21 protein-coding genes are annotated in these 21,729 nt (G+C 69.6%); 14 read left to right on the top strand and 7 right to left on the bottom strand.

Annotation, left to right across the window (positions count from 1 at the left end; all coding sequences use genetic code 11):
• The first annotated feature begins 40 nt into the window (after positions 1–40).
• Positions 41–1,018, top strand: a complete 978-nt coding sequence (locus tag QTI33_RS13695) for a tripartite tricarboxylate transporter substrate-binding protein (protein ID WP_286506542.1) — start codon at positions 41–43, stop codon at positions 1,016–1,018.
• Between the two features lie 62 nt (positions 1,019–1,080).
• Here QTI33_RS13695 and QTI33_RS13690 read toward each other — a convergent pair whose 3' ends face one another.
• A complete protein-coding gene (locus tag QTI33_RS13690; protein WP_286506541.1) occupies positions 1,081–3,189 on the bottom strand; it encodes a PQQ-dependent dehydrogenase, methanol/ethanol family in 2,109 nt (702 codons plus the stop codon).
• A 133-nt stretch (positions 3,190–3,322) separates the two neighbouring features.
• On the opposite strand from QTI33_RS13690, the gene QTI33_RS13685 reads away from it, so the two are divergent.
• From QTI33_RS13685 to QTI33_RS13675, 3 genes are all read left to right on the top strand, one after another.
• Complete coding sequence (locus tag QTI33_RS13685) at positions 3,323–4,564, top strand: helix-turn-helix domain-containing protein (RefSeq protein WP_286506540.1); 1,242 nt, start codon at positions 3,323–3,325, stop codon at positions 4,562–4,564.
• Positions 4,561–4,830 carry a hypothetical protein gene (locus QTI33_RS13680; RefSeq protein ID WP_286506539.1) on the top strand — a complete coding sequence of 90 codons (270 nt, stop codon included), beginning with the start codon at positions 4,561–4,563 and terminating at the stop codon, positions 4,828–4,830. The genes QTI33_RS13685 and QTI33_RS13680 overlap by 4 nt, the downstream gene beginning before the upstream one ends.
• Positions 4,831–4,951: 121 nt before the next feature.
• Complete coding sequence (locus QTI33_RS13675) at positions 4,952–5,149, top strand: hypothetical protein (protein ID WP_286506538.1); 198 nt, start codon at positions 4,952–4,954, stop codon at positions 5,147–5,149.
• A gap of 57 nt (positions 5,150–5,206) precedes the next feature.
• On the opposite strand, the gene QTI33_RS13670 is transcribed toward QTI33_RS13675, so the two are convergent.
• From QTI33_RS13670 to xylF, 4 genes are read right to left on the bottom strand one after another with little or no spacing between them, the layout of a single operon-like run.
• Complete coding sequence (locus QTI33_RS13670; protein ID WP_286506537.1) at positions 5,207–6,349, bottom strand: ROK family transcriptional regulator; 1,143 nt, start codon at positions 6,347–6,349, stop codon at positions 5,207–5,209.
• Positions 6,346–7,119, bottom strand: coding sequence for an ATP-binding cassette domain-containing protein (locus QTI33_RS13665; RefSeq protein WP_286506536.1), 774 nt, complete (start codon positions 7,117–7,119; stop codon positions 6,346–6,348). Before QTI33_RS13665 ends, QTI33_RS13670 begins: the two co-directional genes overlap by 4 nt.
• Positions 7,120–8,307: a sugar ABC transporter permease gene (locus QTI33_RS13660; RefSeq protein ID WP_286506535.1), complete on the bottom strand. Its 1,188-nt coding sequence runs from the start codon at positions 8,305–8,307 to the stop codon at positions 7,120–7,122.
• Between the two features lie 4 nt (positions 8,308–8,311).
• Positions 8,312–9,334: a D-xylose ABC transporter substrate-binding protein gene (xylF, locus tag QTI33_RS13655; RefSeq protein WP_286506534.1), complete on the bottom strand. Its 1,023-nt coding sequence runs from the start codon at positions 9,332–9,334 to the stop codon at positions 8,312–8,314.
• Positions 9,335–9,494: 160 nt separating this feature from the next.
• Between xylF and QTI33_RS13650 the strand changes: the two genes are divergently transcribed.
• From QTI33_RS13650 to QTI33_RS13635, 4 genes are read left to right on the top strand one after another with little or no spacing between them, the layout of a single operon-like run.
• Positions 9,495–10,514, top strand: a complete 1,020-nt coding sequence (locus QTI33_RS13650; protein WP_286506533.1) for a thiamine pyrophosphate-dependent dehydrogenase E1 component subunit alpha — start codon at positions 9,495–9,497, stop codon at positions 10,512–10,514.
• Positions 10,505–11,491: an alpha-ketoacid dehydrogenase subunit beta gene (locus QTI33_RS13645; RefSeq protein WP_444814841.1), complete on the top strand. Its 987-nt coding sequence runs from the start codon at positions 10,505–10,507 to the stop codon at positions 11,489–11,491. The genes QTI33_RS13650 and QTI33_RS13645 overlap by 10 nt, the downstream gene beginning before the upstream one ends.
• Positions 11,488–11,985: a MarR family winged helix-turn-helix transcriptional regulator gene (locus QTI33_RS13640; RefSeq protein WP_286506532.1), complete on the top strand. Its 498-nt coding sequence runs from the start codon at positions 11,488–11,490 to the stop codon at positions 11,983–11,985. Before QTI33_RS13645 ends, QTI33_RS13640 begins: the two co-directional genes overlap by 4 nt.
• Before the next feature lie 16 nt (positions 11,986–12,001).
• A complete protein-coding gene (locus tag QTI33_RS13635; protein WP_286506530.1) occupies positions 12,002–13,018 on the top strand; it encodes a Bug family tripartite tricarboxylate transporter substrate binding protein in 1,017 nt (338 codons plus the stop codon).
• Positions 13,019–13,030: 12 nt separating this feature from the next.
• Here the strand turns inward: QTI33_RS13635 and QTI33_RS13630 are convergent, their stop codons facing one another.
• The gene (locus QTI33_RS13630; RefSeq protein ID WP_286506528.1) at positions 13,031–13,354 is read right to left on the bottom strand and encodes a DUF1840 domain-containing protein; all 324 of its coding nucleotides are present in this window, start codon (positions 13,352–13,354) and stop codon (positions 13,031–13,033) included.
• Between the two features lie 11 nt (positions 13,355–13,365).
• Entirely contained in the window at positions 13,366–14,637 is a 1,272-nt protein-coding gene (locus tag QTI33_RS13625; protein WP_286506527.1) for a class I SAM-dependent methyltransferase, read from the bottom strand.
• Positions 14,638–14,742: 105 nt separating this feature from the next.
• Between QTI33_RS13625 and QTI33_RS13620 the strand changes: the two genes are divergently transcribed.
• From QTI33_RS13620 to QTI33_RS13595, 6 genes are read left to right on the top strand one after another with little or no spacing between them, the layout of a single operon-like run.
• On the top strand, positions 14,743–17,100 hold the full coding sequence (locus QTI33_RS13620) for a bifunctional salicylyl-CoA 5-hydroxylase/oxidoreductase (protein WP_286506526.1): 2,358 nt from the start codon (positions 14,743–14,745) through the stop codon (positions 17,098–17,100).
• Positions 17,101–17,102: 2 nt separating this feature from the next.
• Positions 17,103–17,579, top strand: a complete 477-nt coding sequence (locus QTI33_RS13615) for a MarR family winged helix-turn-helix transcriptional regulator (RefSeq protein WP_286506525.1) — start codon at positions 17,103–17,105, stop codon at positions 17,577–17,579.
• Positions 17,576–18,430, top strand: a complete 855-nt coding sequence (locus QTI33_RS13610) for an enoyl-CoA hydratase family protein (RefSeq protein WP_286506524.1) — start codon at positions 17,576–17,578, stop codon at positions 18,428–18,430. Before QTI33_RS13615 ends, QTI33_RS13610 begins: the two co-directional genes overlap by 4 nt.
• 4 nt (positions 18,431–18,434) lie before the next feature.
• On the top strand, positions 18,435–19,628 hold the full coding sequence (locus QTI33_RS13605) for an acyl-CoA dehydrogenase family protein (protein WP_286506523.1): 1,194 nt from the start codon (positions 18,435–18,437) through the stop codon (positions 19,626–19,628).
• Positions 19,625–21,244: an AMP-binding protein gene (locus QTI33_RS13600; RefSeq protein ID WP_286506522.1), complete on the top strand. Its 1,620-nt coding sequence runs from the start codon at positions 19,625–19,627 to the stop codon at positions 21,242–21,244. The genes QTI33_RS13605 and QTI33_RS13600 overlap by 4 nt, the downstream gene beginning before the upstream one ends.
• Complete coding sequence (locus QTI33_RS13595) at positions 21,241–21,636, top strand: RidA family protein (protein ID WP_286506521.1); 396 nt, start codon at positions 21,241–21,243, stop codon at positions 21,634–21,636. Before QTI33_RS13600 ends, QTI33_RS13595 begins: the two co-directional genes overlap by 4 nt.
• Positions 21,637–21,729 lie beyond the last annotated feature (93 nt).

Raw genomic sequence — 21,729 nt, 5'->3', positions numbered from 1 at the left:
GCCAGACTATAAGATCGCTGCCTTTCTACTCGGAGACCGCATGAAGACACTGCTCGCAATCACCGCGCTGGCCGCCCTCGCGGCAGGCGCGCACGCCCAGGACTTCCCGGGCAGCAAGCCCATCAGCATCGTGGTGCCTTTCGCCGCCGGCGGCCCGACCGACCGCGTCGCGCGCGACCTCGCGGAGGCCCTGCGCAAGCCGCTGGGCGGCGGCAGCATCGTGATCGACAACGTCCCCGGCGCCGGCAGCTCGATCGGCGCCGCCAAGGTGGCGCGCGCCAACCCGGACGGGTACACCCTGCTGCTCAACCACATCGGCATGTCGACGATTCCGACCCTGGTGCGCAACGTGCCGTTCAAGGTCGAGACCGACTTCGAATACCTGGGCATCGTCAACGACGTGCCGATGACGCTGATCGCCAAACCCCAGATGGCGGCCAACAACTACAAGGAGCTGAGCGCCTGGATCGCCGCCAACAAGGGCAAGATCAACCTCGGCAATGCCGGCATCGGCTCGGCCTCGCACCTGTGCGGCCTGCTCTACCAGACCGCCATGAAGACCGAGATGACCCCGGTGCCGTACAAGGGCACCGCACCCGCCATCACCGACCTGATCGGCGGCCAGATCGACCTGCTGTGCGACCAGACCACCAACACCTCGCCGCAGATCGAGGCCAAGAAGGTCAAGGCCTATGCCGTGACCACGTCCCAGCGCCTGACGACGCCGCTGCTGAAGAACCTGCCGACCCTCCAGGAAGAGGGCCTGAAGGGCTTCGAGGTCACGATCTGGCACGGCTTCTACGCCCCCAAGGGCACGCCGCCGGCCATCACCAAGAAGCTCAACGATGCGCTCAAGGTGGCCCTGAAGGACCCCGAGTTCATCAAGAAGCAGGAAGGCCTGGGCGCGGTGGTCGCGAGCGACGGCCGCATCGAGCCCGAAGGCCACAAGAAGTTCGTGGCCGCGGAAATCGCCAAGTGGAGCCCGATCATCAAGGCGGCCGGTGTCTACGCAGACTGATCCCCGCCCCTGAACAAAAAAGCCGCCGGCGCGAAAGCCCGGCGGCTTTTTTCATGGCACGGTCACTTCGGCCGGATCGCGTCGGCCGTTCCCTGGATGAAGGCCTTGATCTTGTCGACATCCTCGGGCGTGAGCTTGCCCGTGAAGTCGGGCATGCCGCGCTCCATCGCCGGTCCCTTGAAGACGAACTTGTCGAGGTTCTCGATGAAGCTGGCGTTCATGTAGCCGAGGTTCGGGATGTTGCCGCCGCGGTCGACGCCGGGCACGCCGTGGCAGAAGACGCAGTTGCTCACGTACAGGTAGGTCCCGGCCTCGACCTTGGCCGGGTCGTACTTGACGCCCTGCAGCAGCTTGTCCATGCGGTACTGCACGAACTCCGGCTTGGGCGCGTTGCCGCCGGCCACGAAGGTGTAGACGGTGCCCGGCCCCTGGCGCTCGGTGGCGCGCTGGGCCAGGCCGTAGACGCCGCCCCAGCCCACCGCCACCGACACGTACTGCTTGCCGTCGACCATGTAGGTGGCCGGCGCCGCGACCACGCCGGTGCCGGTCGGCGTCTCCCAGAGCTTCTCGCCGGTCCTGGCGTTGTAGGCCACCAGGCGGCCGTCGGCCGTGCCCTGGAACACCAGGTTGCCCGCCGTGGTCAGCGTGCCGCCGTTCCAGGGCGACGCGTAGTCGACGCCCCAGGCCTCCTTCTGCGCGACCGGGTCCCAGGCCACCAGGCGGCCCATCGGCTTGCTGGTCGGCGGCGCGGCATTGGCGAACATCGCCGTGTTCCATCCCAGCGCGGCGTGCGGCCGGCCCGGCGCGTTCTCGTTGAACTTCCAGTCCTTGTCGTCCATCAGGTTCAGCGGCACATGCTGGGCCGGCAGGTAGGCCAGCCCGGTCTGCGGGTTGTAGGACATCGGGTGCCAGTTGTGGGCGCCGAAGGGCCCGGGGATGCTGTCGCCAGGCTTGGTGTTCTGGCGCGCCGCGGCGATCTCGATCGGCCGGCCGTTCTTGTCGTAGCCCGTGGCCCAGTTGACCTCGACGAAGTTCTTGGCCGAGATGAACTTGCCGTTGGTGCGGTCGATGACGAAGAAGAAGCCGTTCTTGGGCGCGTGCAGGATCACCTTGCGCGGCTTGCCGCCGACCTTGATGTCGGCCAGGATCATCGGCTGCGTCGAGGTGTAGTCCCAGTTGTCGCCGGGCGTCTCCTGGTAGTGCCACTTGTACTTGCCGGTGTCGGGGTCGAGCGCCACGATCGACGCCAGGTAGAGGTTGTCGCCGCCCTTCGGGCTGCGCTGGCTGTGGGCCCACGGCGAGCCGTTGCCGGTGCCGATGTACATCAGGTTCAGCTCGGGATCGAAGGTGAGCGAATCCCACGCCGTGCCGCCGCCGCCCGCCTCCCAGTACTTGCCGCTCGGGTCCCAGGTCTTCGCGGCCTTGGCCATCGAGGCGTCCTCGAAGGGCTTGGACGGATCGCCCGGCACCACGAACCAGCGCCACTTCTGGTCGCCGGAGGCCGCGTCGTAGGCGGTGACGTAGCCTCGCACGCCGTACTCGGCGCCGCCGTTGCCGATGATCACCTTGCCCTTGAAGACCCGGGGAGCGCCGGTGATGGTGTAGGAGCGGTTGTGGTCGATGATCGTGTCCTTCTCCCACGCCACCTGGCCGGTGGCGGCGTCGAGCGCGATCAGCCGGCCGTCGTAGGAGGCCACGTAGACCTTGCCCTGGTACAGCGCCACGCCGCGGTTGACCACGTCGCAGCAGCCCCTGAAGCCTTTCGAACGGTCGACCTTGGGGTCGTAGCTCCAGATCTTCTTGCCGGTGCGCGCGTCTATCGCATGCACCACGCTCCAGGACGCGGTCACGTACATGATGCCGTCGACCACCAGCGGCGTGGCCTCGACGCCGCGCGTGGACTGGAGGTCGTAGGACCAGGCCAGACCGAGTTCCTTGACGTTGCCCGCGTTGACCTGGTCGAGCTTGCTGAAGCGGGTCTCGGCGTAGTCGAGGCCGTAGCTGGGCCAGTCAGGCGTCTTGGCGGCATTGGCGCGGATGAAGGCGCCGTCGACCTTCTGCGTGGCGGCCTTGATGTGCTCCGGCGAGCCCTTGGCCGATTGCGCCAGCGCGCCCGCGGCACCCAGGCACAGCAGCGCGCCGAGCGCCAGCGCGGCGTGGATCTTCTTCATCGTGTGGTCTCCTGTCGTTGTGAGACGAAGGATCGGCCGTGCCGGCGCTTTGTTCATCCTCGGGATTTCCCTAGAGCCCGGCTGTTCCATTGCGGAACAAATTCGAGCCTCTTTCCCTGCCCTGGAGGCGCCCGTGCCCCTTTCGACGCGAAGCCCGGCGGGCGGCCCTCGACAGCTGTTCGCCAACACCCACGCCGAACGCGCCGCGCTGGCCCGGACCCAGTTCTTCGAGGAGGGCGTGCGGCCTTCCGGGCTGGTCGGCGAGGCCGTGATCCAGTCCTGGATGCGCTGCGCCCGCAGCCATGCCGACACCCGGCGGACGATCGCCTTCGACGCGGTCACGCCGAGCCGGCTGCATGCCACGCTGGCGCGCAACCACGACCTGCTCGCAGCGGCGCGCGGCGAACTCGTGGGCATGGAAAGCTCGCTCGCCGGCACCGACTGCCGGGTGCTGCTGACCGACGCCCAGGGGGTGATCGTCCACGTGACGCACCACCCGGCCGCAGCGGCGCAGCCGATCATGCGCCGGACCGCCCGGCTGGGCGTCAACATCGCCGAGAGCGTGGTCGGCACCACCGCGCCGGGCATCGTCGCGCGCACCGGCCAGGCCTGCACGGTCGATGGCGCCGAGCACTACTTCGAATGCCTGCGGACCATGCAGTGCGCAGCGGCGCCGATCCGCGACGTCCACGGCCGGCTGGCCGGCGTGCTCGACCTGTCGGTGGAGTCGCGCCGCTTCGGCTTCGATGCGGCCTCGATGGTCGCCCTCTACGCCACCACGATCGAGAACCGCCTGCTGCTGGCGCAGTCGCACGACCGCCTGGTGCTGCGCTTCCAGGCCAGCCCGACCTTGCTGGGCACGCCGCTGGAGGCCCTCGCGGGCATCGCCGACGACGGCACCGTGGCCTGGCTCAATGCCGCGGGCGCGCGGCTGATCGGCGGCCTGCCCGAGGCTGGCCCTTGCGATGCCGAGTGGCTGTTCGGCCTCGATCTGGCCGGGCTGCTTCGGCTTGCCCGCCGCGACGCCGCGCAGCCGCTGCGGCTGGCGAGCGGACTGGGCGTCTGGCTGCAGGCACGCAGGCAGGCGCGCGACGGCATCGACTTCGGCCACGCGGTGTGCGTGCCCTCGGCGACCCCGGCCCCGACCGCCGCGGCGCCGGCGGCCGGCGCGGACGATGCGCCGCCACCGGCCGGGACCGCCGGCGGCCCGGACGCCGGCGACACCACCCTGCAGGGCCACAGCCGCAAGCTGATCGAGGACACGCTGGCGGCCCATCACGGCAACATCTCGCTGGCGGCGCGGCAGCTGCGGGTCTCGCGCGGCACGCTGTACCGGCGGCTGCGGCGCTGGCGCGAAGGCACAATCGATCCATGAGCGTTCAGGCCTTGCGATCCACCTTCGGCCACAACTGCCATTGGTGCGGCCTGCCGATGGATTTCGCGGAGCCCCGCAGCGACCCCGATTCGGCCACCATCGAGCACCTCAACGACTCGACCCTCGGCGGCGTTCGAAAGCAGCAGCACCGGCGACTCTCGCATGCGATCTGCAACCAGACTCGCAACGAATTCAAGCTCCAGGCCGAACGGCAGTTCCAGCGCTGGATCGAAGAGCGCCGGACCTCCGCGGCCACAGGCGACTGACGCGCCCGCGCGTTACACCTCGGCCTGTCATCCGGCCGACCAGCGGCGCGTTGTACGAACAGCCGGTCCTGGTTCGAGGGCTGGCCGATCGTCCCCAAACCTCACTCCTACATCGACGCTCATGAAACGCACTCTTCTCGCCCTCGTTGCCGCCGCCTTCGCCCTTGCCGCCGGCGCCTCCTTCGCCGCGACGCCAGCAGACGCCGCAGCGCCCACCGCCACCAAGGCCAAGGCCAAGACCGCCAAGACGGCCAAGAAGTCCACCCACAAGGCCTCGCACAAGGTCGCCCACCAGAAGACGGCGAAGTCCGCGGCCTGACGCCGGCCCGGCACGACACGAAAAGGTCCCGTCGGGACCTTTTTTTCTGCCCGCGCGTCAGCCCTGGGCCGGGAGGCGCCGGGCCTCCGAGCTCGGATGCAGCGGGCGCAGGTACTCGTGCAGCGCCAGCGCGGCGGCCCCCACGGCGGGGGCCCACTGGCCGTAGCGCGCCGCCCGCACCACCGGCGCGGGCAGGCCGGCGCTGTCGGCGTAGCGCTGCACGGTGGCGATGGCGCCGCGCAGGAAGTCCGGATGCGCCTCGCACGACTTGCCGCCGACCACGATCGCGCGCGGCTCGAAGGTGACCCACAGGTTCTGCAGCAGCACGCCCAGGTAACCGGCGGCCCTGGCCGGCCCGTCGGCGCTGCCGTCGAGCACCCGCGCGCCCAAGAACACCTCGGCGCAGCCGTTGCGGCCGCACGAGCAGCGCGGCCCGTCGATCTGCAGCACGGTGTGGCCGATCTCGCCGGCCATGCCGCCGGCGCCGGTGAACAGGCGGTCGTTGAGCACCACGCCGGCGCCGACCCCGACGTCGCAGCTCACGAAGATCAGCGGGTCCTCGCCCTCGCCGTCCGAGAACTCGAACTCGCCGAGCACCCCGGCATCGGCGTCGTTCTGCAGCTGCACCGCGATGCCCGCCAGCCCTTCGCGCGCCAGGGCCTCGCCGAGCAGCGGCAGGAAGTCGAGGTTGCGCCAGCCGAGGTTGGGCGCGAAGCGCACCATGCCGGTGGCGTCGTCGAGCGCCCCCGGCACGCCGACCCCGATGCCCGACAGCTGCAGGCCGGCGGCAGCCAGGTGGGCGTGCGCGGCCGCCGCCATCCGCGCCACCTGCGCGCAGGCCACCCGCGGTGCACGCTCGGCCAGCGGCTGCGAAGCGGAATGAAGAACCTCGCCCCGGAGCGAGACGCAGACCACGCGCACCGTCTCGACCGCGATCTCGACGCCCACCAGCGCGCGCACGCCGACGTTGATCGACAGCGGCGTCGACGGCCGCCCCAGTCCGTCGGCGACCGGCGCGCCGGCCTCGTCGAGCCAGCCGTCGTCGAGCAGCTCGCGCACCAGCAGGCTGACGGTCGACTTGGTGAGGCCGCTCTCGGCGGCCAGCCGGGCGCGCGACAGGCCGGGCTGCGCCCGCAGCAGCCGCAGCAGCACGCTGCGGTTGATGCGCTTGACCAGCTGCTGGTCGCCCGTGGTCTTCATCCGGCGTGTTCGGCCTGCGGCTTTCCCTCGGGCCGCTTGCCCGCGATGATCATTCCGAGCACCTCGTCCTCGGTGACGTCGGCGGTGCGGTAGGTGCCGACCAGCCGGCCGTTCTTCATCACCGCCAGGCGGTCGCTGAGGCCGAACACGTCGGGCATGTCGTGGGTGATCAGGAAGATGCCCACGCCGTCGGCCTTGAGCTGCTTGACGAGCGCGCCGACCATCGCGGTCTCCTCCGGCCCGAGCGCCGCGCAGGGCTCGTCCATGATCAGGATGCGGGCGTTGAAGTACAGCGCCCGCGAGATCGCCACCACCTGCCGCTGGCCGCCCGACAGGCGCCGCACCGGCACCCGGATGTTGGTGAAGTTCTTGTTGAGGCGATGGAAGACCTTGCGTGCCTGGCCTTCCATGAAATGGTCGTCGAGCGTGCGCCAGGGCGTGAGCTTCTCGCGGCCGAGGAACAGGTTGGCGACCGAGTCGAGGTTGTCGGCCAGCGCCAGGGTCTGGTAGATGGTCTCGATGCCCTGGGCCTGGGCTTCGGAGGGCGTGCGGATGTTGACCTTCTCGCCGGCGATCAGCGTGTCGCCGGAGTCGATCGGATAGGCGCCCGCGAGCATCTTCATCAGGGTCGACTTGCCGGCGCCGTTGTGGCCCAGCAGCGCGACCACTTCGCCGGGATAGAGGTTGACGCTGACGCCGTCGACCGCCTTCACGCCGCCGAAGGCCTTGCGGATCTCGCGCAGTTCGACCAGGGGTGGGTGGGCGCTCATCTAGTTCTCTCCGAACTTCTTGCGGTACAGCACGTCGAAGACGACCGCCACGATCAGCACCTGGCCGATGATCACCATCCGCTTGCCGATCGGCACGTCGAGCAGCAGCATGCCGCTGTCGAGCGACTGCATGATCAGCGCCCCCAGCACCGAGCCGAAGATCGAACCGCTGCCGCCGGCCAGCGCCGTGCCGCCGATCACCGCCGCCGCGATCACGTACAGCTCCATGCCGGTGCCGAGCGAATTGGTGCCGGCGTTGAGCCGGGCGATCGAAACGATCGCGGCGATCGTCACCAGCACCGCGAGCAGCGCGAACAGCATCAGCGTCACGCGCTTGACCGGAATGCCGACCAGCGCCGCCGCGTCCGGGTTGCCGCCCATGGCGAACACATAGCGCCCGAACCGGGTGCGGTGCACGATGAACGACAGCACCACCGCCACCACCGCCCAGATCAGCACCGGGATCGGGATGCCCTGGGCCTCGGTCTTGGACGAGATCTGGTAGCTGTTCATGGTGGCGGCGAAGGCCAGCACCACGGCCGCGGGCAGCGCGGCCAGCAGCAGGTCCAGCCACAGGGGCTCGACCGGCATCTCGTGGCGCTGCCGCGCGCGCCGCTTTTGCAGCATGCGCGCGAAGATCACGACCGCCACCAGCGCCGCCAGCGCCCAGGACGCCGTGGTGCCGATGCCGCCGTCGTAGCCGCCGCCCAGGCGCTGGAAGAATTCGTCGTTCACCGGCTGCGTCTTGCCGTCGGCCACCAGGAAGGCGGCGCCCCGGAACGACATCAGCCCGCCCAGCGTGACCACGAACGACGGCACGCCGAGCACCGCGGTCAGCCCGCCCTGGTAGAGCGACACCAGCAGCGCCACCGCCAGCCCGGCGAGGCTCGCGGCCGGCCAGGACCAGCCGGCCGTGTACTGCAGGTAGGCCACCAGCACGCCGACGAAGCCCATCACCGAGCCGACCGAGAGGTCGATGTGGCGGGCCACGATGATCAGCACCATGACGGTCGAGACGATGCCGACCACCGCGGTCTGCTGCGCGATGTTGTAGAGGTTCTCGGGCGACAGGAAGACGCCGCCCGACAGCACGTGGAAGACGATCGCCATCACCACCAGCAGCACGCTCATGAGCAGCAGCCGGAGATCGACGCCGCTGCGGCGCCACAAGCCGGGGGCGGAACTCATTCGCTTACTTGCAGGCCGAAGGGGCCTTGTCGCCGGAGACGCCCTTGCAGAGTTCGTCCTTCTTGATCCAGCCGGCCTTGACCACCACGTCGAGGTTGTCGCGCGTGATCGGCACTGGGGTCAGGAAGCGCGAGGAGATCGCCACCTTCTTCTCGCCGCCGCTCCAGTCGGCCGCCTTCTCGGCCGGCTTGCCGGCGGCCAGCGCCACGGCCGCCGAGGCCGCCTCGCGGCCCAGCTCGCGCGAATCCTTCCACACCGACACGGTCTGGGTGCCGAGCGCGATCCGGTTGAGGGCCGCGAAGTCGGCGTCCTGGCCCGACACCGGGATGCCGCGGATGCCCTTGGCCGTGAGCGCCGCCACCGCACCGCCGGCGGTGCCGTCGTTCGAGGCCACCACCGCATCGACCTTGTTGCCCGCCTTGGTGAGGATCTGCTCCATGTTCTTCTGCGCCACCTCGGGCTTCCAGCCTTCGGTGAATTCGTCGCCGACGATCTTGATGTCGCCCTTCTTGACCGCCTCGGCGATCACCTCCTGCTGGCCGGCGCGCAGGAAGTTGGCGTTCGGGTCGGTCGGCGAGCCCTTGATCATCACGTAGTTGCCCTTGGGCTGGAGCTTGTAGACCGCGCGCGCCTGCATCCGGCCGACCTCGGTGTTGTCGAAGGTGATGTAGAACACGCCGGGCGTCTCGATCAGCCGGTCGTAGGCCACCACCGGCACCTTCTGCTTCAGTGCCTTGTTGACCGCCGGCAGGATCGCGTCCTTGTCCATCGCCAGCACGATCAGCGCCTTGGCGCCCTTCGACATCAGGCCCTCGATGTCGCCGAGCTGCTTCTCGGGCGAGCCGCCGGCGTCGGCACTGATGTACTTGGCGCCGAGCTTCTCGAGCTGGGCCTTGATGGCGGCCTCGTCGGTCTTCCAGCGCTCTTCCTGGAAGTTGGACCAGCTCACGCCGACCACGGTCTGGGCGCAAGCGCCGAGCGCGGTCAGTCCGAGGGCCAGGGCGGTCAGTGTCGGTGCGAACTTCATGGTCGGTCTCCAGGTTTGAATTAGTTTGAGCGACGAACTATGTCAGCAGGCCTGGGTATCGGCATCGGGACATTCCCTGCGGGTAAATGCGCTGCGCCTGATTGGTCACGATCGATACGATTTCGCGAGCAACGCACGCCGTGTACGTCGTGGAGACAAGATGGACCCTGAAATTTCAGCCCCCGAGCGCCTGGCGCTCTACCGCACGATGGTGCGCATTCGCGCCTTCGAGAATGCCGCCGAGGTGGCCAGCCAGGGCGGTGTCAGCGCCTACGGCCAGGAGGCGGCGGGCGCCGCCAAGGTGCGCGGCCCGCTGCACCTGTCGACCGGCCAGGAGGCGGTGCCGGCCGGCGTCTGCGCCCACCTGGGCCACGCCGACTACCTGACCTCGACCCATCGCGGCCACGGCCACACGCTGGCCAAGGGCGCCGACCTGGGCCGCATGATGGCCGAGCTGTTCGGCAAGGCCAGCGGCTTCAACGGCGGCAAGGGCGGCTCGATGCACATCGCCGACTTCTCGGTCGGCATGCTGGGCGCCAACGGCGTGGTGGCGGCCGGCCTGCCGATCGCGGTCGGCGCGGCCCACGCGCAGAAACTGCAGAGGAAGGACGCCATCACGGTCTGCTTCTTCGGCGACGGCGCGATCAACCGCGGGCCCTTCCTCGAGTCGCTGAACTGGGCCCGGGTCTACCGGCTTCCGGTGCTGTTCGTCTGCGAGGACAACCGCTGGAGCGCCACCACCGCCAGCGGGCCGATGACCGCGGGCGACGGCGCCTCGGCCCGGGCCGAGGCCATGGACATCGCCGCCACCCAGGTCGACGGCAACGAGGTGTTCGAGGTCCACGCGGCGGCTCGCCGCCTGGTCGCCGAGGTGCGCGCCGGCCGCGGGCCCCGCCTGCTGCACGCGCTCACCTACCGGGTCAAGGGCCATGTCTCGGTCGATCCGGCCGCCTACCGCGACCCGGCCGAGCTGGCCGCGGCGCTCGAGACCGACCCGATCGCAAGGGCCCGCGCCCGGCTGACGGCCGGCGGCATCGACGCCGCGGCGCTGGCCGCGATCGAGAACCAGGCCCACGCCGAGGTCGAGGCCGCGGTCGCCGCCGCCGACGCCGCGCCGTGGCCCGAGGCCGCTGCCGCCTTCACCGACGTGCAGACCACCGGAGCCGGCCAATGGACATGATCCACGAGCCGGCCGCCGCCGTGCTTCAGCTCGGCTACGCCGAAGCCGCCGTGCTGGCGGTCCAGCGCGAGATGGAAGCCGACCCTCGCGTGGTGGTGCTCGGCGAAGATGTCGGCCGCGGCGGCATCTTCGGCCAGTACAGGGGCCTGCAGCAGCGCTTCGGCGCCGAGCGCGTGATCGACACGCCGATCTCCGAGGCCGCGATCATGGGCGCCGGCGTCGGCATGGCGCTGGCCGGGCTGCGCCCGGTGGTCGAGATGCGGGTGGTCGATTTCGCGCTCTGCGGCATGGACGAACTGGTCAACCAGGCGGCCAAGAACCGCTTCATGTTCGGCGGCCAGGGCCGCGTGCCGCTGGTCGCGCGCATGCCCGGCGGCATCTGGGACGCCTCGGCGGCCCAGCACTCGCAATCGCTCGAGGCCTGGTTCGCGCACCTGCCCGGCGTGGTGGTGGCCTGCCCGTCGACGCCGCAGGACAACTATTCGCTGCTGCGCGCGGCCCTGCAATGCGGCGATCCGGTGGTCTACATCGAACACAAGACGCTCTGGGGCGCGCGCGGACCGGTCGACGAAAGCCTGCCCGTGGCGCTCGGCAAGGCGGCCCGGCGGCGCCGCGGCGACGCGCTGACCCTGGTCAGCTGGGGCCGGCAGATGCAGGTCTGCGACGCCGCCTGCGACACGTTGGCGGCCGAGGGCATCGACGCCGACCTGATCGACCTGCGCACCTTGTGGCCGTGGGACCGCGAGGCGGTGCTGGCCTCCTGCGGCCGCACCGGCCGGCTGCTGGTGGTGCACGAGGCGGTGCAGGCAGCGGGCTTCGGCGCCGAGATCGCCGCCAGCGCGGCCGAGGCGACCGGCTGCCGGGTGGCGCGGCTCGGCGCGCCGCGCATTCCGGTGGGCTACGCGCCGGTGCTGGAAGCCCAGTCGCGGGTCGGTGCCGGTCAGATCGCGAGCGCAGCCCGGAAACTGCTCGGATGAACCACGACGACCCGGCACCGACCGTGGAGGACATGGTCTTCCTCAAGCTGGTGCGGGTCGTCAACCTGACGGCGCGGCCGTTCCAGCAGCGGGTCGGCCGGCTGCACCAGCTCACGCTCAACGAGTGGCGCACGATGGCGCTGCTGGGCGCCCGACCCGGCCTCACCGCCACCCGGCTCGCCGACCTCACCGGGCTCGACAAGATGGCGGTGAGCCGAGCCCTTGCGGGCCTGCAGCGGGCTGGCCGGCTGCACCGCCACGAAGACCCGACCGACCAGCGCCGCAGCCGGCTCTATCTGAGCAGCGCCGGCAAGGCCGTGCACGCGGTGGTCGCGCTGCAGGCGCGCGAGCGCGAGGCCGAGCTCTTCGCCGGCGTCGCCGCCCCCGAGCTGCAGCAGCTCAACGCCACGCTCGACAAGCTGATCGCCTCGGTGGCCTGCAGCAGCGCCGGCCCGGCGCCCGGGGTTTCCACCCGCGACGCCGAAGCGCCTTAGCCGTTAAAACAGGCCCATGAACACCTATGCTTCTCTTTCGCGCCGCGCCGCCCTGACGCTGGCCGCGGGCGCCGCGCTCGCCCTCCTCGCCGGGCCCGCCGCGGCGCAGGCCAACTGGCCGACCAAGCCGGTGCGCATCGTCGTGCCCTTCGCGCCCGGCGGCACCACCGACATCCTCGCGCGCGCCGTCGCCCCCGAGCTGTCGAAGGCCTTCGGCCAGCAGTTCATCGTCGACAACCGCGCCGGCGCCGGCGGCAACGTGGGGGCCGAGATCGTCGCCCGGGCGCCGAACGACGGCTACACGCTGCTGATGGGCACGGTCGGCACCCACGGCATCAACCGCGCGCTCTACCCCAAGCTGCCCTACGACCCGATCAAGGACTTCGTGCCGATCACGCTGGTCGCGGCGGTGCCCAACGTGATGGAAATGAACGTCGACAAGGCCCGCGCCCTCAACATCAACAACGTGGCCGACTTCGTCAAGTACGCCAAGGCCAACCCCGGCAAGCTCAACATGGCGTCCAGCGGCAGCGGCACCTCGATCCACCTGGCGGGCGAGCTGTTCAAGAGCATGACCGGCAGCTACATGACCCACATCCCGTACCGGGGCTCGGGTCCGGCGCTGATGGACATGGTCGGCGGCAACGCCGACGTGATGTTCGACAACCTGCCCTCCTCGATGCAGCAGATCAAGGGCGGCAAACTGAAGGCGCTGGCCGTGACCAGCGCCCAGCGCTCGCCGGCCCTGCCCGACGTGCCGACCGTCGAGGAAGCCGGCGGCCCCGCACTCAAGGGCTACGAGGCCAGTTCCTGGTTCGGCCTGCTGGCGCCGGCCGGCACGCCAGCCGATATCGTCAACCACATCCAGCAGGAAGTGGCGAAGGCGCTCGCCACGCCGGCCGTGAAGGAAAAGATGCTGGCCCAGGGCGCGATCCCGAGCGGCAATTCGCCGGTCGATTTCGCCAAGCTGATCGACGCCGAGCACGTCAAGTGGGCGAAGGTCGTGAAAGCGTCCGGCGCAAAGGTCGACTGACCCCAGGGCGAGCTAAACCTCCCAGATCACGTCCTTGCCGTCGGCCAGGGAGTCCTTGAGCATGTGCAGCAGGGGCGTCGCGCGCTGGCGCAGGCCGACATGCTGCTTCTCGGCCTCGTTGTCGTGCCCTTCCACCGCGTAGGCGTCGGCGTTGTGGGCGTTTTCGCCCTCGCGGGCCATGGCGGCCTCGAGCGCCGCGATGGCAGCCGGCATCTGGTCGACCGTGATCACGCCCTTGGGCGCGGGCGCCCGGCCGATGATCTCGAACAACTGACGCGCGTTCACTTCGAGCATCACGAAGGGGGGCGTGGCCCGCGATTGGAATCGATACAGCATGAAGCCTCTCTTTACTTGTTGTAGATGTAGTCGCGGGTGAAAGGGTACTCCGATTGCGCGCCGCGCAGCGACCGCGCGTCGACCTGCCCGTCGGGCTTGGTCGACAGCATCTGGTGCAGCGAGATCCAGCCCTGCTCGAAGCTCATCGCCGAGCCGGCCAGGTAGAGCCGGTAGGCGCGCAGGATGCGCTCGGCATTCTCGGCCTGGCGGCCGCCGCTCTTCTGCAGCACCTCGCGCGCCTCGTCGAGCCGGGCCTCCAGCGTGTCCGACCAGGCCCACAGCGTGCGCGCGTAGTGCGGCCGCAGGTTCTCGGTGTCGACCATCTCGAACCCCGCTGCCGCGGTCTCGCGCAGCACGTGGGTCACGTGCAGCAGTTCGCCGCCCGGGAAAATGTACTTCTCGATGAAGTCGCCCATGCCGGCGCCGAGCTGCCGGTAGTCGAGCTGGCCCGAGGTGATGCCGTGGTTCATCACCAGCCCGCCGGGCGCCAGCAGCGCATGCAGCTTGCGGAAATAGGTCCCCATGTTGGCGCTGCCCACATGCTCGAACATGCCGACCGACGAGATCTTGTCGAAGGGCTGGGCGACGTCGAGCTGGCGGTAATCGCGCAACTCGACCCGGACCCGGCCCTGCAGCCCCTTCGCCTCGATCAGGCGCTGCACGTGGGCATGCTGGTTCTTCGACAGCGTGATGCCGGTGGCATCCACGCCGTAGTGCTCGGCCGCCCACATCAGCAGCGCACCCCAGCCCGAGCCGATGTCCAGGTAGCGCTCGCCCGGCTTCAGCATCAGCTTGCGGCAGATGTGGTCGAGCTTGGCCTCCTGGGCCTGGGCCAGCGTCATGTCCGTGTCGCGGAAATAGGCGCACGAATAGACCCGCCGCGGATCCAGCCACAAGGCGTAGAAATCGTCCGAGACATCGTAGTGGAACTCGATCTGGGCCGCGTCCTTGCCCAGCGAATGCGAGCCGCGCGACTTGGCGCGGCGCTGCAGGCGGCTCCACCAGCCGGTGTTGGTCTCGGCCGGATTGCCGGGCAGCAGCCCGACGGCGGCATCGATCAGGTCGCGCATGGCGCCTTCGATCTGGACCCGGCCCTCCACATAGGCCTCGCCGATGGCGCCGATCTGGCGCCGCCCGAGCTTGGCCAGTTCGGACCAGTCCTTGAAGGCCAGGGTGACGCGGGCGCCGGCCTGGGCGACCTGCCGGCCATCGGGGAGTTGCAGCGCGATGGGAACGGACAGCGAGGAAAGCTGGGACTCGATCTTCGGAATCAGGCTTTGCATACAGAACATTCTTGCCAGCGGAAACGGCCCCGTCAACCGCAGGGGCATGGAACTTCGGGCTTCCCATGGTTGACACGAGATCGTTTATGTCTAAACTATTTATCCATGAATAGCTTTACCCCGAATCTTCGCCGCGTGCTGTGCATCGGCGGCGGCCCCGCAGGGCTCTACTTCGCGCTGCTGATGAAGGCCCGCCAGCCTTCGCTGGAGATCACGGTGATCGAGCGAAACCGCCCCTTCGACACCTTCGGCTGGGGCGTGGTGCTGAGCGACCAGACGCTGGCCAACCTGGCCGCCGCCGACGCGCCGACCGCCAAGCTGATCGGCAACGAGTTCCATCACTGGGACGACATCCAGGTCTTCTTCAAGGGCCGGCAGGTGCGCTCGGGCGGCCACGGCTTCTGCGGCATCGGCCGCAAGCGGCTGCTCAACATCCTGCAGGAGCGCTGCCTCGAGCTCGGCGTCGAGCTGGTGTTCGAGACCGACGCCACCGACGACCTGGCCCTGGCGGCGCAATACAAGGCCGACCTCGTGATCGCCAGCGACGGCCTCAACAGCCGCATCCGCCAGCGCTACGCCGAGGTCTACCAGCCCGACATCGACCTGCGCCAGTGCCGCTTCGTCTGGCTCGGCACCCACCAGACCTTCGACGCCTTCACCTTCGCCTTCGAACAGACCGAGCACGGCTGGTTCCAGGCCCACGCCTACCAGTTCGACGACAAGACCTCGACCTTCATCGTCGAGACGCCCGAGGCCGTCTGGCAGGCCCACGGCCTCGACAAGATGGAGCAGCCCGAGGCCATCGCCTTCTGCGAGAAGCTGTTCGCCAAGTACCTGGGCGGCCACACGCTGATCAGCAACGCCACCCACCTGCGCGGCTCGGCCAACTGGATCCGCTTCCCGCGCGTGGTCTGCAATCACTGGACGCACCGCGTCGAGGTCGACGGCCGCACGGTGCCGGTGGTGCTGATGGGCGATGCCGCCCACACCGCGCACTTCTCCATCGGCTCCGGCACCAAGCTGGCGCTGGAAGACGCGATCGACCTGGCCAACGAGTTCGAAAGCGGCGCCGACATCGACCCGGTGCTCGAAGCCTACGAGGCCCGGCGCAGCGTCGAAGTGCTGAAGATCCAGAACGCGGCGCGCAACTCCACCGAATGGTTCGAGAACGTGCCGCGCTACACCGGCATGCAGATCGAACAGTTCGCCTATTCGCTGCTCACGCGCTCGCAGCGCATCAGCCACGAGAACCTGCGGCTGCGCGACACGCAGTGGCTGGGCGGCTACGAACAGTGGCTGTCCGGCGGCAAGCCGATCGCACCGATGTTGATGCCGCTCAAGGTGCGCGGCCTCGAACTCAAGAACCGCATCGTCGTCTCGCCCATGGCCACCTACAGCGCGGTCGACGGCGTGCCGCAGGACTTCCTGCTGGTGCACCTGGGCGCCCGCGCGCTCGGCGGCGCCGCGATGGTGATGGTCGAGATGACCAGCCCGACGCCCGAAGGCCGCATCACGCCGGCCTGCACCGGGCTCTACAACGACACGCAACAGGCCGCCTTCCAGCGCATCGTCGACTTCGTCCACGGACAGTCGAGCGCGAAGATCGGCATGCAGCTCGGCCACAGCGGCCCCAAGGGCTCGACCCAGGTCGGCTGGGAAGGCACCGACGAGCCGCTCCCCACCGGCAACTGGCCGCTGCTGTCGGCCAGCGCGCTGGCCTACGGCGAGCAGAACCAGCTGCCGGCGGCCATGACCCGCGACCAGATGGACCTGATGCGCGACCAGTTCGTCGCCTCGGCCCGCCGCGCGGCCGAGATCGGCTTCGACTGGCTCGAGCTGCACTGCGCCCACGGCTACCTGCTGTCGGCCTTCCTGAGCCCGCTGACGAATCTGCGCACCGACGATTGCGGCGGCAGCCTCGAGAACCGGCTGCGCTACCCGCTCGAGGTATTCCGCGCGATGCGCGCCGCCTGGCCGGCCGAGCGCCCGATGAGCGTGCGCATCTCGGCCCACGACTGGGCGCCGGGCGGCAACACCGACGCCGACGCGGTGGTCATGGCGCGCGCCTTCAAGGAAGCCGGCGCCGACTTCATCGACGTCTCGTCGGGCCAGACCACGCGGGCCGCCAAGCCGGTGTACGGCCGCATGTACCAGACGCCCTTCGCCGACCGGATCCGCAACGAGGTCGGCATCTCGACCATCGCGGTCGGCGCCATCACCGACGCCGACCAGGCCAACAGCATCATCGCGGCCGGCCGCGCCGACCTCTGCGCCATCGCCCGGCCGCATCTGGCCGACCCGGCCTGGACCTTGCACGAGGCGGCCAAGCTGCAAAGCCGCGAGGTCGACTGGCCGAAGCAATACCTGAGCGGGCGCGACCAGATGTACCGCGAGATCGCCAAGCAGCAGCAGCTGGCGGCGGCGCTGGCGGCCGCTCCGCGCGCCGCCGAAGAGGAGCAATGACCATGGACTTGGAGGCACGCGCCCACAGCGAGCACCCGGACGAGCTCCGGCTCTGGCTGCGGCTGCTGACCTGCACCCAGCTGATCGAGAAGCAGGTGCGCAACGAGCTGCGCGAGCAGTTCGCCACCACCTTGCCGCGCTTCGACCTGATGTCGCAGCTCGAGCGCGCGCCCGAGGGGCTCAAGATGAACGAGCTGTCGCGCCGCATGATGGTCACCGGCGGCAACGTCACCGGCATCACCGACCAGCTGGTGACCGAAGGCCTGGTCGAACGCGTCGACGTCGCGGGCGACCGCCGGGCCTGGCGGGTGCGCCTCACGGCGCGCGGGCGCAAGCTCTTCAACGACATGGCGCACCAGCACGAAGCCTGGATCTGCGACGCCTTCGCGTCGCTGAGCCCGAAAGAAATCAACCAGCTCCACAAGCTGCTCGGCAAGGTCAAGCAGCACTCGCATCAACAAATGGCGGAGGCCCTATGAAGCACTACATCGGCGCGGCAAGTCCCATGCGCGCACAGTTCGAACCCAAGGCCGGCTACCAGGCCGAGCATTTCTCGTGGGCCTTCGAGGCCGGCGTCGGCACCATCACGCTGAACCGCCCGGAGCGCAAGAACCCGCTCACCTTCGATTCCTACGGCGAGCTGCGCGACCTGTTCCGGGCGCTGAACTACGCGACCGACGTCAAGGCGATCGTGGTCACGGGCGCCGGCGGCAATTTCTGCTCGGGCGGCGACGTCCACGAGATCATCGGCCCGCTGACCCGCATGACGATGCCCGAGCTGCTCGAGTTCACCCGCATGACCGGCGACCTCGTGAAGGCGATCCGCCATTGCCCGCAGCCGATCGTCGGCGCCATCGACGGCGTCTGCGCCGGCGCCGGCGCCATGATCGCGCTGGCCTGCGACCTGCGCTACGGCTCGCCCGCAACCAAGACCGCCTTCCTGTTCACGCGGGTCGGCCTGGCCGGCGCCGACATGGGCGCCTGCGCGCTGCTGCCGCGTGTGATCGGCCAGGGCCGCGCCTCCGAGCTGCTGTTCACCGGCCGCGCGATGACGGCGCAAGAAGGCCAGGCCTGGGGCTTCTTCAACGCCCTGCACGACAGCGACGCCCTGCTCGCCGCCGCCACCGCGGTCGCCCGCGACCTGGCCGAAGGCCCGAGCTTCGCCCACGGCATGACCAAGACCATGCTGTCGCAGGAATGGTCGATGACCATCGACCAGGCGATCGAGGCCGAGGCCCAGGCGCAGGCGATCTGCATGCAGACCGAAGACTTCAAGCGCGCCTACGAGGCCTTCTCGGCCAAGCGCAAGCCCGTCTTCCAGGGAGACTGATCGCATGGCCGCATCCGCTGTAGACCCCTCGACGGCGCATCTCGCGCTGCCCTTCTTCGACGAGGCGCACCGGGCCCTCGCCCGCGACCTGCTGCCCTGGGCCGCGGCCCAGGCGGTGGACGAGCGCGACGACCGCGCCGCCTGCCGCGACTGGGTCAGGCGCCTGGGCGACGGCGGCTGGCTGCGCTACTGCGTGCCGGCCTCTTCCGGCGGCGCGCTGGAGCGCCTCGACTCGCGCGCCCTGGTGCTGCTGCGCGAGACGCTGGCCTTCCACTCGCCGCTGGCCGATTTCGCCTTCGCGATGCAGGGCCTGGGCAGCGGCGCCATCACGCTCGCCGGCAGCGCCGCGCAGCAGGCCGACTACCTGGCGCCGGTCGGACGCGGCGACAAGATCGCCGCCTTCGCCCTCAGCGAGCCCGAGGCCGGCTCCGACGTCGGTGCCATGGCGATGCGCGCAGAGCCGACGGCCGACGGCTGGCGCCTCACGGGCCAGAAGACCTGGATCAGCAACGGCGGCATCGCCGACTTCTACTGCGTCTTCGCCAAGACCGATCCGGCCGCCGGCTCGCGCGGCATCACGGCCTTCATCGTCGACGCCAGCACGCCCGGCCTCGACACCTCGGCCCACATCGACGTGATGGCGCCGCATCCGCTCGCGACCCTGCGCTTCGACGGCTGCACGGTGCCGCGCACGGCCCAGCTGGGCGAGCTCCACGGCGGCTTCAAGCTCGCGATGCGCACGCTCGACATCTTCCGCGCCTCGGTGGCGGGGGCGGCGCTCGGCATGGCGCGGCGGGCCTTGTCCGAGGCCATCCAGCACGCCAAGAAGCGCAAGATGTTCGGCCAGACCCTGGCCGACTTCCAGCTTACCCAGGCCAAGCTCGGCGAGATGGCGGCGTTGATCGACGGCGCCGCGCTGCTCACCTACCGCGCGGCCTGGATGCGCGACGACAGCGAGCGCCGCGGCGCCCCCGCAGCCGGCGACCTCACGGCCGCCGCCGCGATGGCCAAGATGTGCGCCACCGAGAACGCCAGCCGGGTGATCGACATGGCGCTGCAGATGCACGGCGGCCTCGGCGTCAAGGTCGGGACCAAGGTCGAAAGCCTCTACCGCGACATCCGTTCGCTGCGCATCTACGAAGGCGCGACCGAAGTCCAGCAACTGATCATCGGCAAGGCCGTTCTGAGGAACCCATGAGCTCCAGCGCGCAGACCGATCGTTTCGTGCATGACCGCCTGCCGCCGGCGGATCAGCTGCCGGTTTTCCGCTACGACCTGCCCGAACTGCAGTTGCCCGACCAGCTCAACCTGGTCGAGGAACTGCTCGACAAGGCGCTCGACCGGGGCTTCGCCGACCGGCCGATGCTGCGTTCCCCGGGGCGCACGCTCAGCTATGCCGAGTCGGCGCTCGAGGTCAACCGGATCGCCCAGGTGCTGACCGAGGACCTCGGCCTGGTGCCGGGCAACCGGGTGCTGCTGCGCGGCGGCAATTCGATCCCGATGGCGCTGGCCTGGCTGGCCGTGGTCAAGGCCGGCATGATCGCGGTCGCGACCATGCCGCTCTTGCGCGCCAAGGAGCTCGGCGAGATCATCGACAAGGCGCAGCCCACGGTCGCGCTGTGCGAGGGCAAGCTGCTCGACGAGCTGGAGGCCGCGCAGCGGGCGCATCCGGTGCTGCGCACGATCGTCGCCTTCAACCAGCTCGACGCCCCCGACTCCCTGACCATCCGCGCGGCCGCCAAGAGCGGCGTCTTCCAGGCCTGCCCGACGGCGGCCGACGACATCGCCCTGCTGGCCTTCACCTCGGGCACCACCGGCAAGCCCAAGGCCCCGGTCACGACCCACCGCGACGTGCTGGCGATGTGCCAGACCTGGCCGCGCCACGTGCTGAAGGCGCGCAGCGACGACATCGTGATCGGTTCGCCGCCGCTGGCCTTCACCTTCGGGCTCGGCGGCCTGCTGGTGTTTCCGATGTGGGCCGGCGCCTCGGTGTACTTCCACGACAAGGGCTACACGCCCGAGAACATGGTCGAGGTGATCCGCGCGGTCGGCGCCACCATCTGCTACACGGCGCCCACCTTCTATCGCCAGATGGCCGCCTTCGCCAAGGCCGCGGGCGTGCCCAGCCTGCGCATCAGCGTGAGCGCCGGCGAGGCCCTGCCCGACGCCACCCGCCAGCTGTGGAAGCAGGCCACCGGCCTCGAGATGCTCGACGGCATCGGCGGCACCGAGGTGTTCCACATCTACATCTCGGCCGCTGGCGACCAGGTCCGGCGCGGCGCGGTCGGCAAGGCCGTGCCGGGCTTCACGGCCCGGATCGTCGACGACGAAGGGCGCGAAGTGCCCCGCGGCACGGTCGGCAAGCTGGCCATCATCGGTCCGGTCGGCTGCCGCTACCTCGACGACCCGCGCCAGGCGGACTATGTGCGCGACGGCTGGAACTACCCCGGCGATGCCTTCGTCGAGGACGAGGACGGCTATTTCTTCTACCAGTCGCGCGCCGACGACATGATCGTCACCGCCGGCTACAACGTCGGCGGCCCGGAAGTCGAAGACGCGCTGCTGAAGCACCCGGCGGTCGCCGAGTGCGGCGTGATCGGCAAGCCCGACGACGAGCGCGGCATGATCGTCAAGGCGTTCTGCGTGCTCAAGCCCGGGCACACGGGCGACGCGGCCCTGACCAAGGCGCTGCAGGAGCACGTCAAGGCCACCATCGCACCGTACAAATACCCGCGTGAAATCACCTTCGTGGCCAACCTGCCGCGCACCGAGACCGGAAAACTCCAGAGATTCAAATTGAGGCAACTGACATGATCAAGCACCTTCAACCTCCAGGCTGGCTGCCCCCCAAGGGCTATGCCAACGGCATCGCCGCCCGCGGCACGCAAATCTTCGTCGGCGGACAGATCGGCTGGAATTCGCAGCAGCAATTCGAGACCGACGATTTCATCGCCCAGACCGGCCAGGCGCTGCGCAATATCGTCGAGGTGCTGCGCGAAGCCGGCGCGGGCCCGGAGCACATGGTGCGCATGACCTGGTACATCACCGACCGCGACGAGTACAACAGCCGCCTGGGCGAACTGGGCCCGGTGTACCGCGAGGCCATGGGCCGCAATTTCCCGGCGATGACCTGCGTCCAGGTGGCCAAGCTGGTCGAGGCGCGGGCCAAAGTCGAGATCGAGGTGACGGCCGTATTGCCTGACTGACCCGTGGCCACGGCAGTGGCCATCTGAAAACGCCAAAAACAAAAAAGCCCACTCGAAAGTGGGCTTTTTTGCTTCGTCGACAACCTTTTGGGG

It is taken from the genome of Variovorax davisae (assembly GCF_030316845.1).
GTDB classification, from domain to species: domain Bacteria; phylum Pseudomonadota; class Gammaproteobacteria; order Burkholderiales; family Burkholderiaceae_C; genus Variovorax; species Variovorax davisae.
This window is presented reverse-complemented; position numbering and strand designations above follow the sequence as displayed.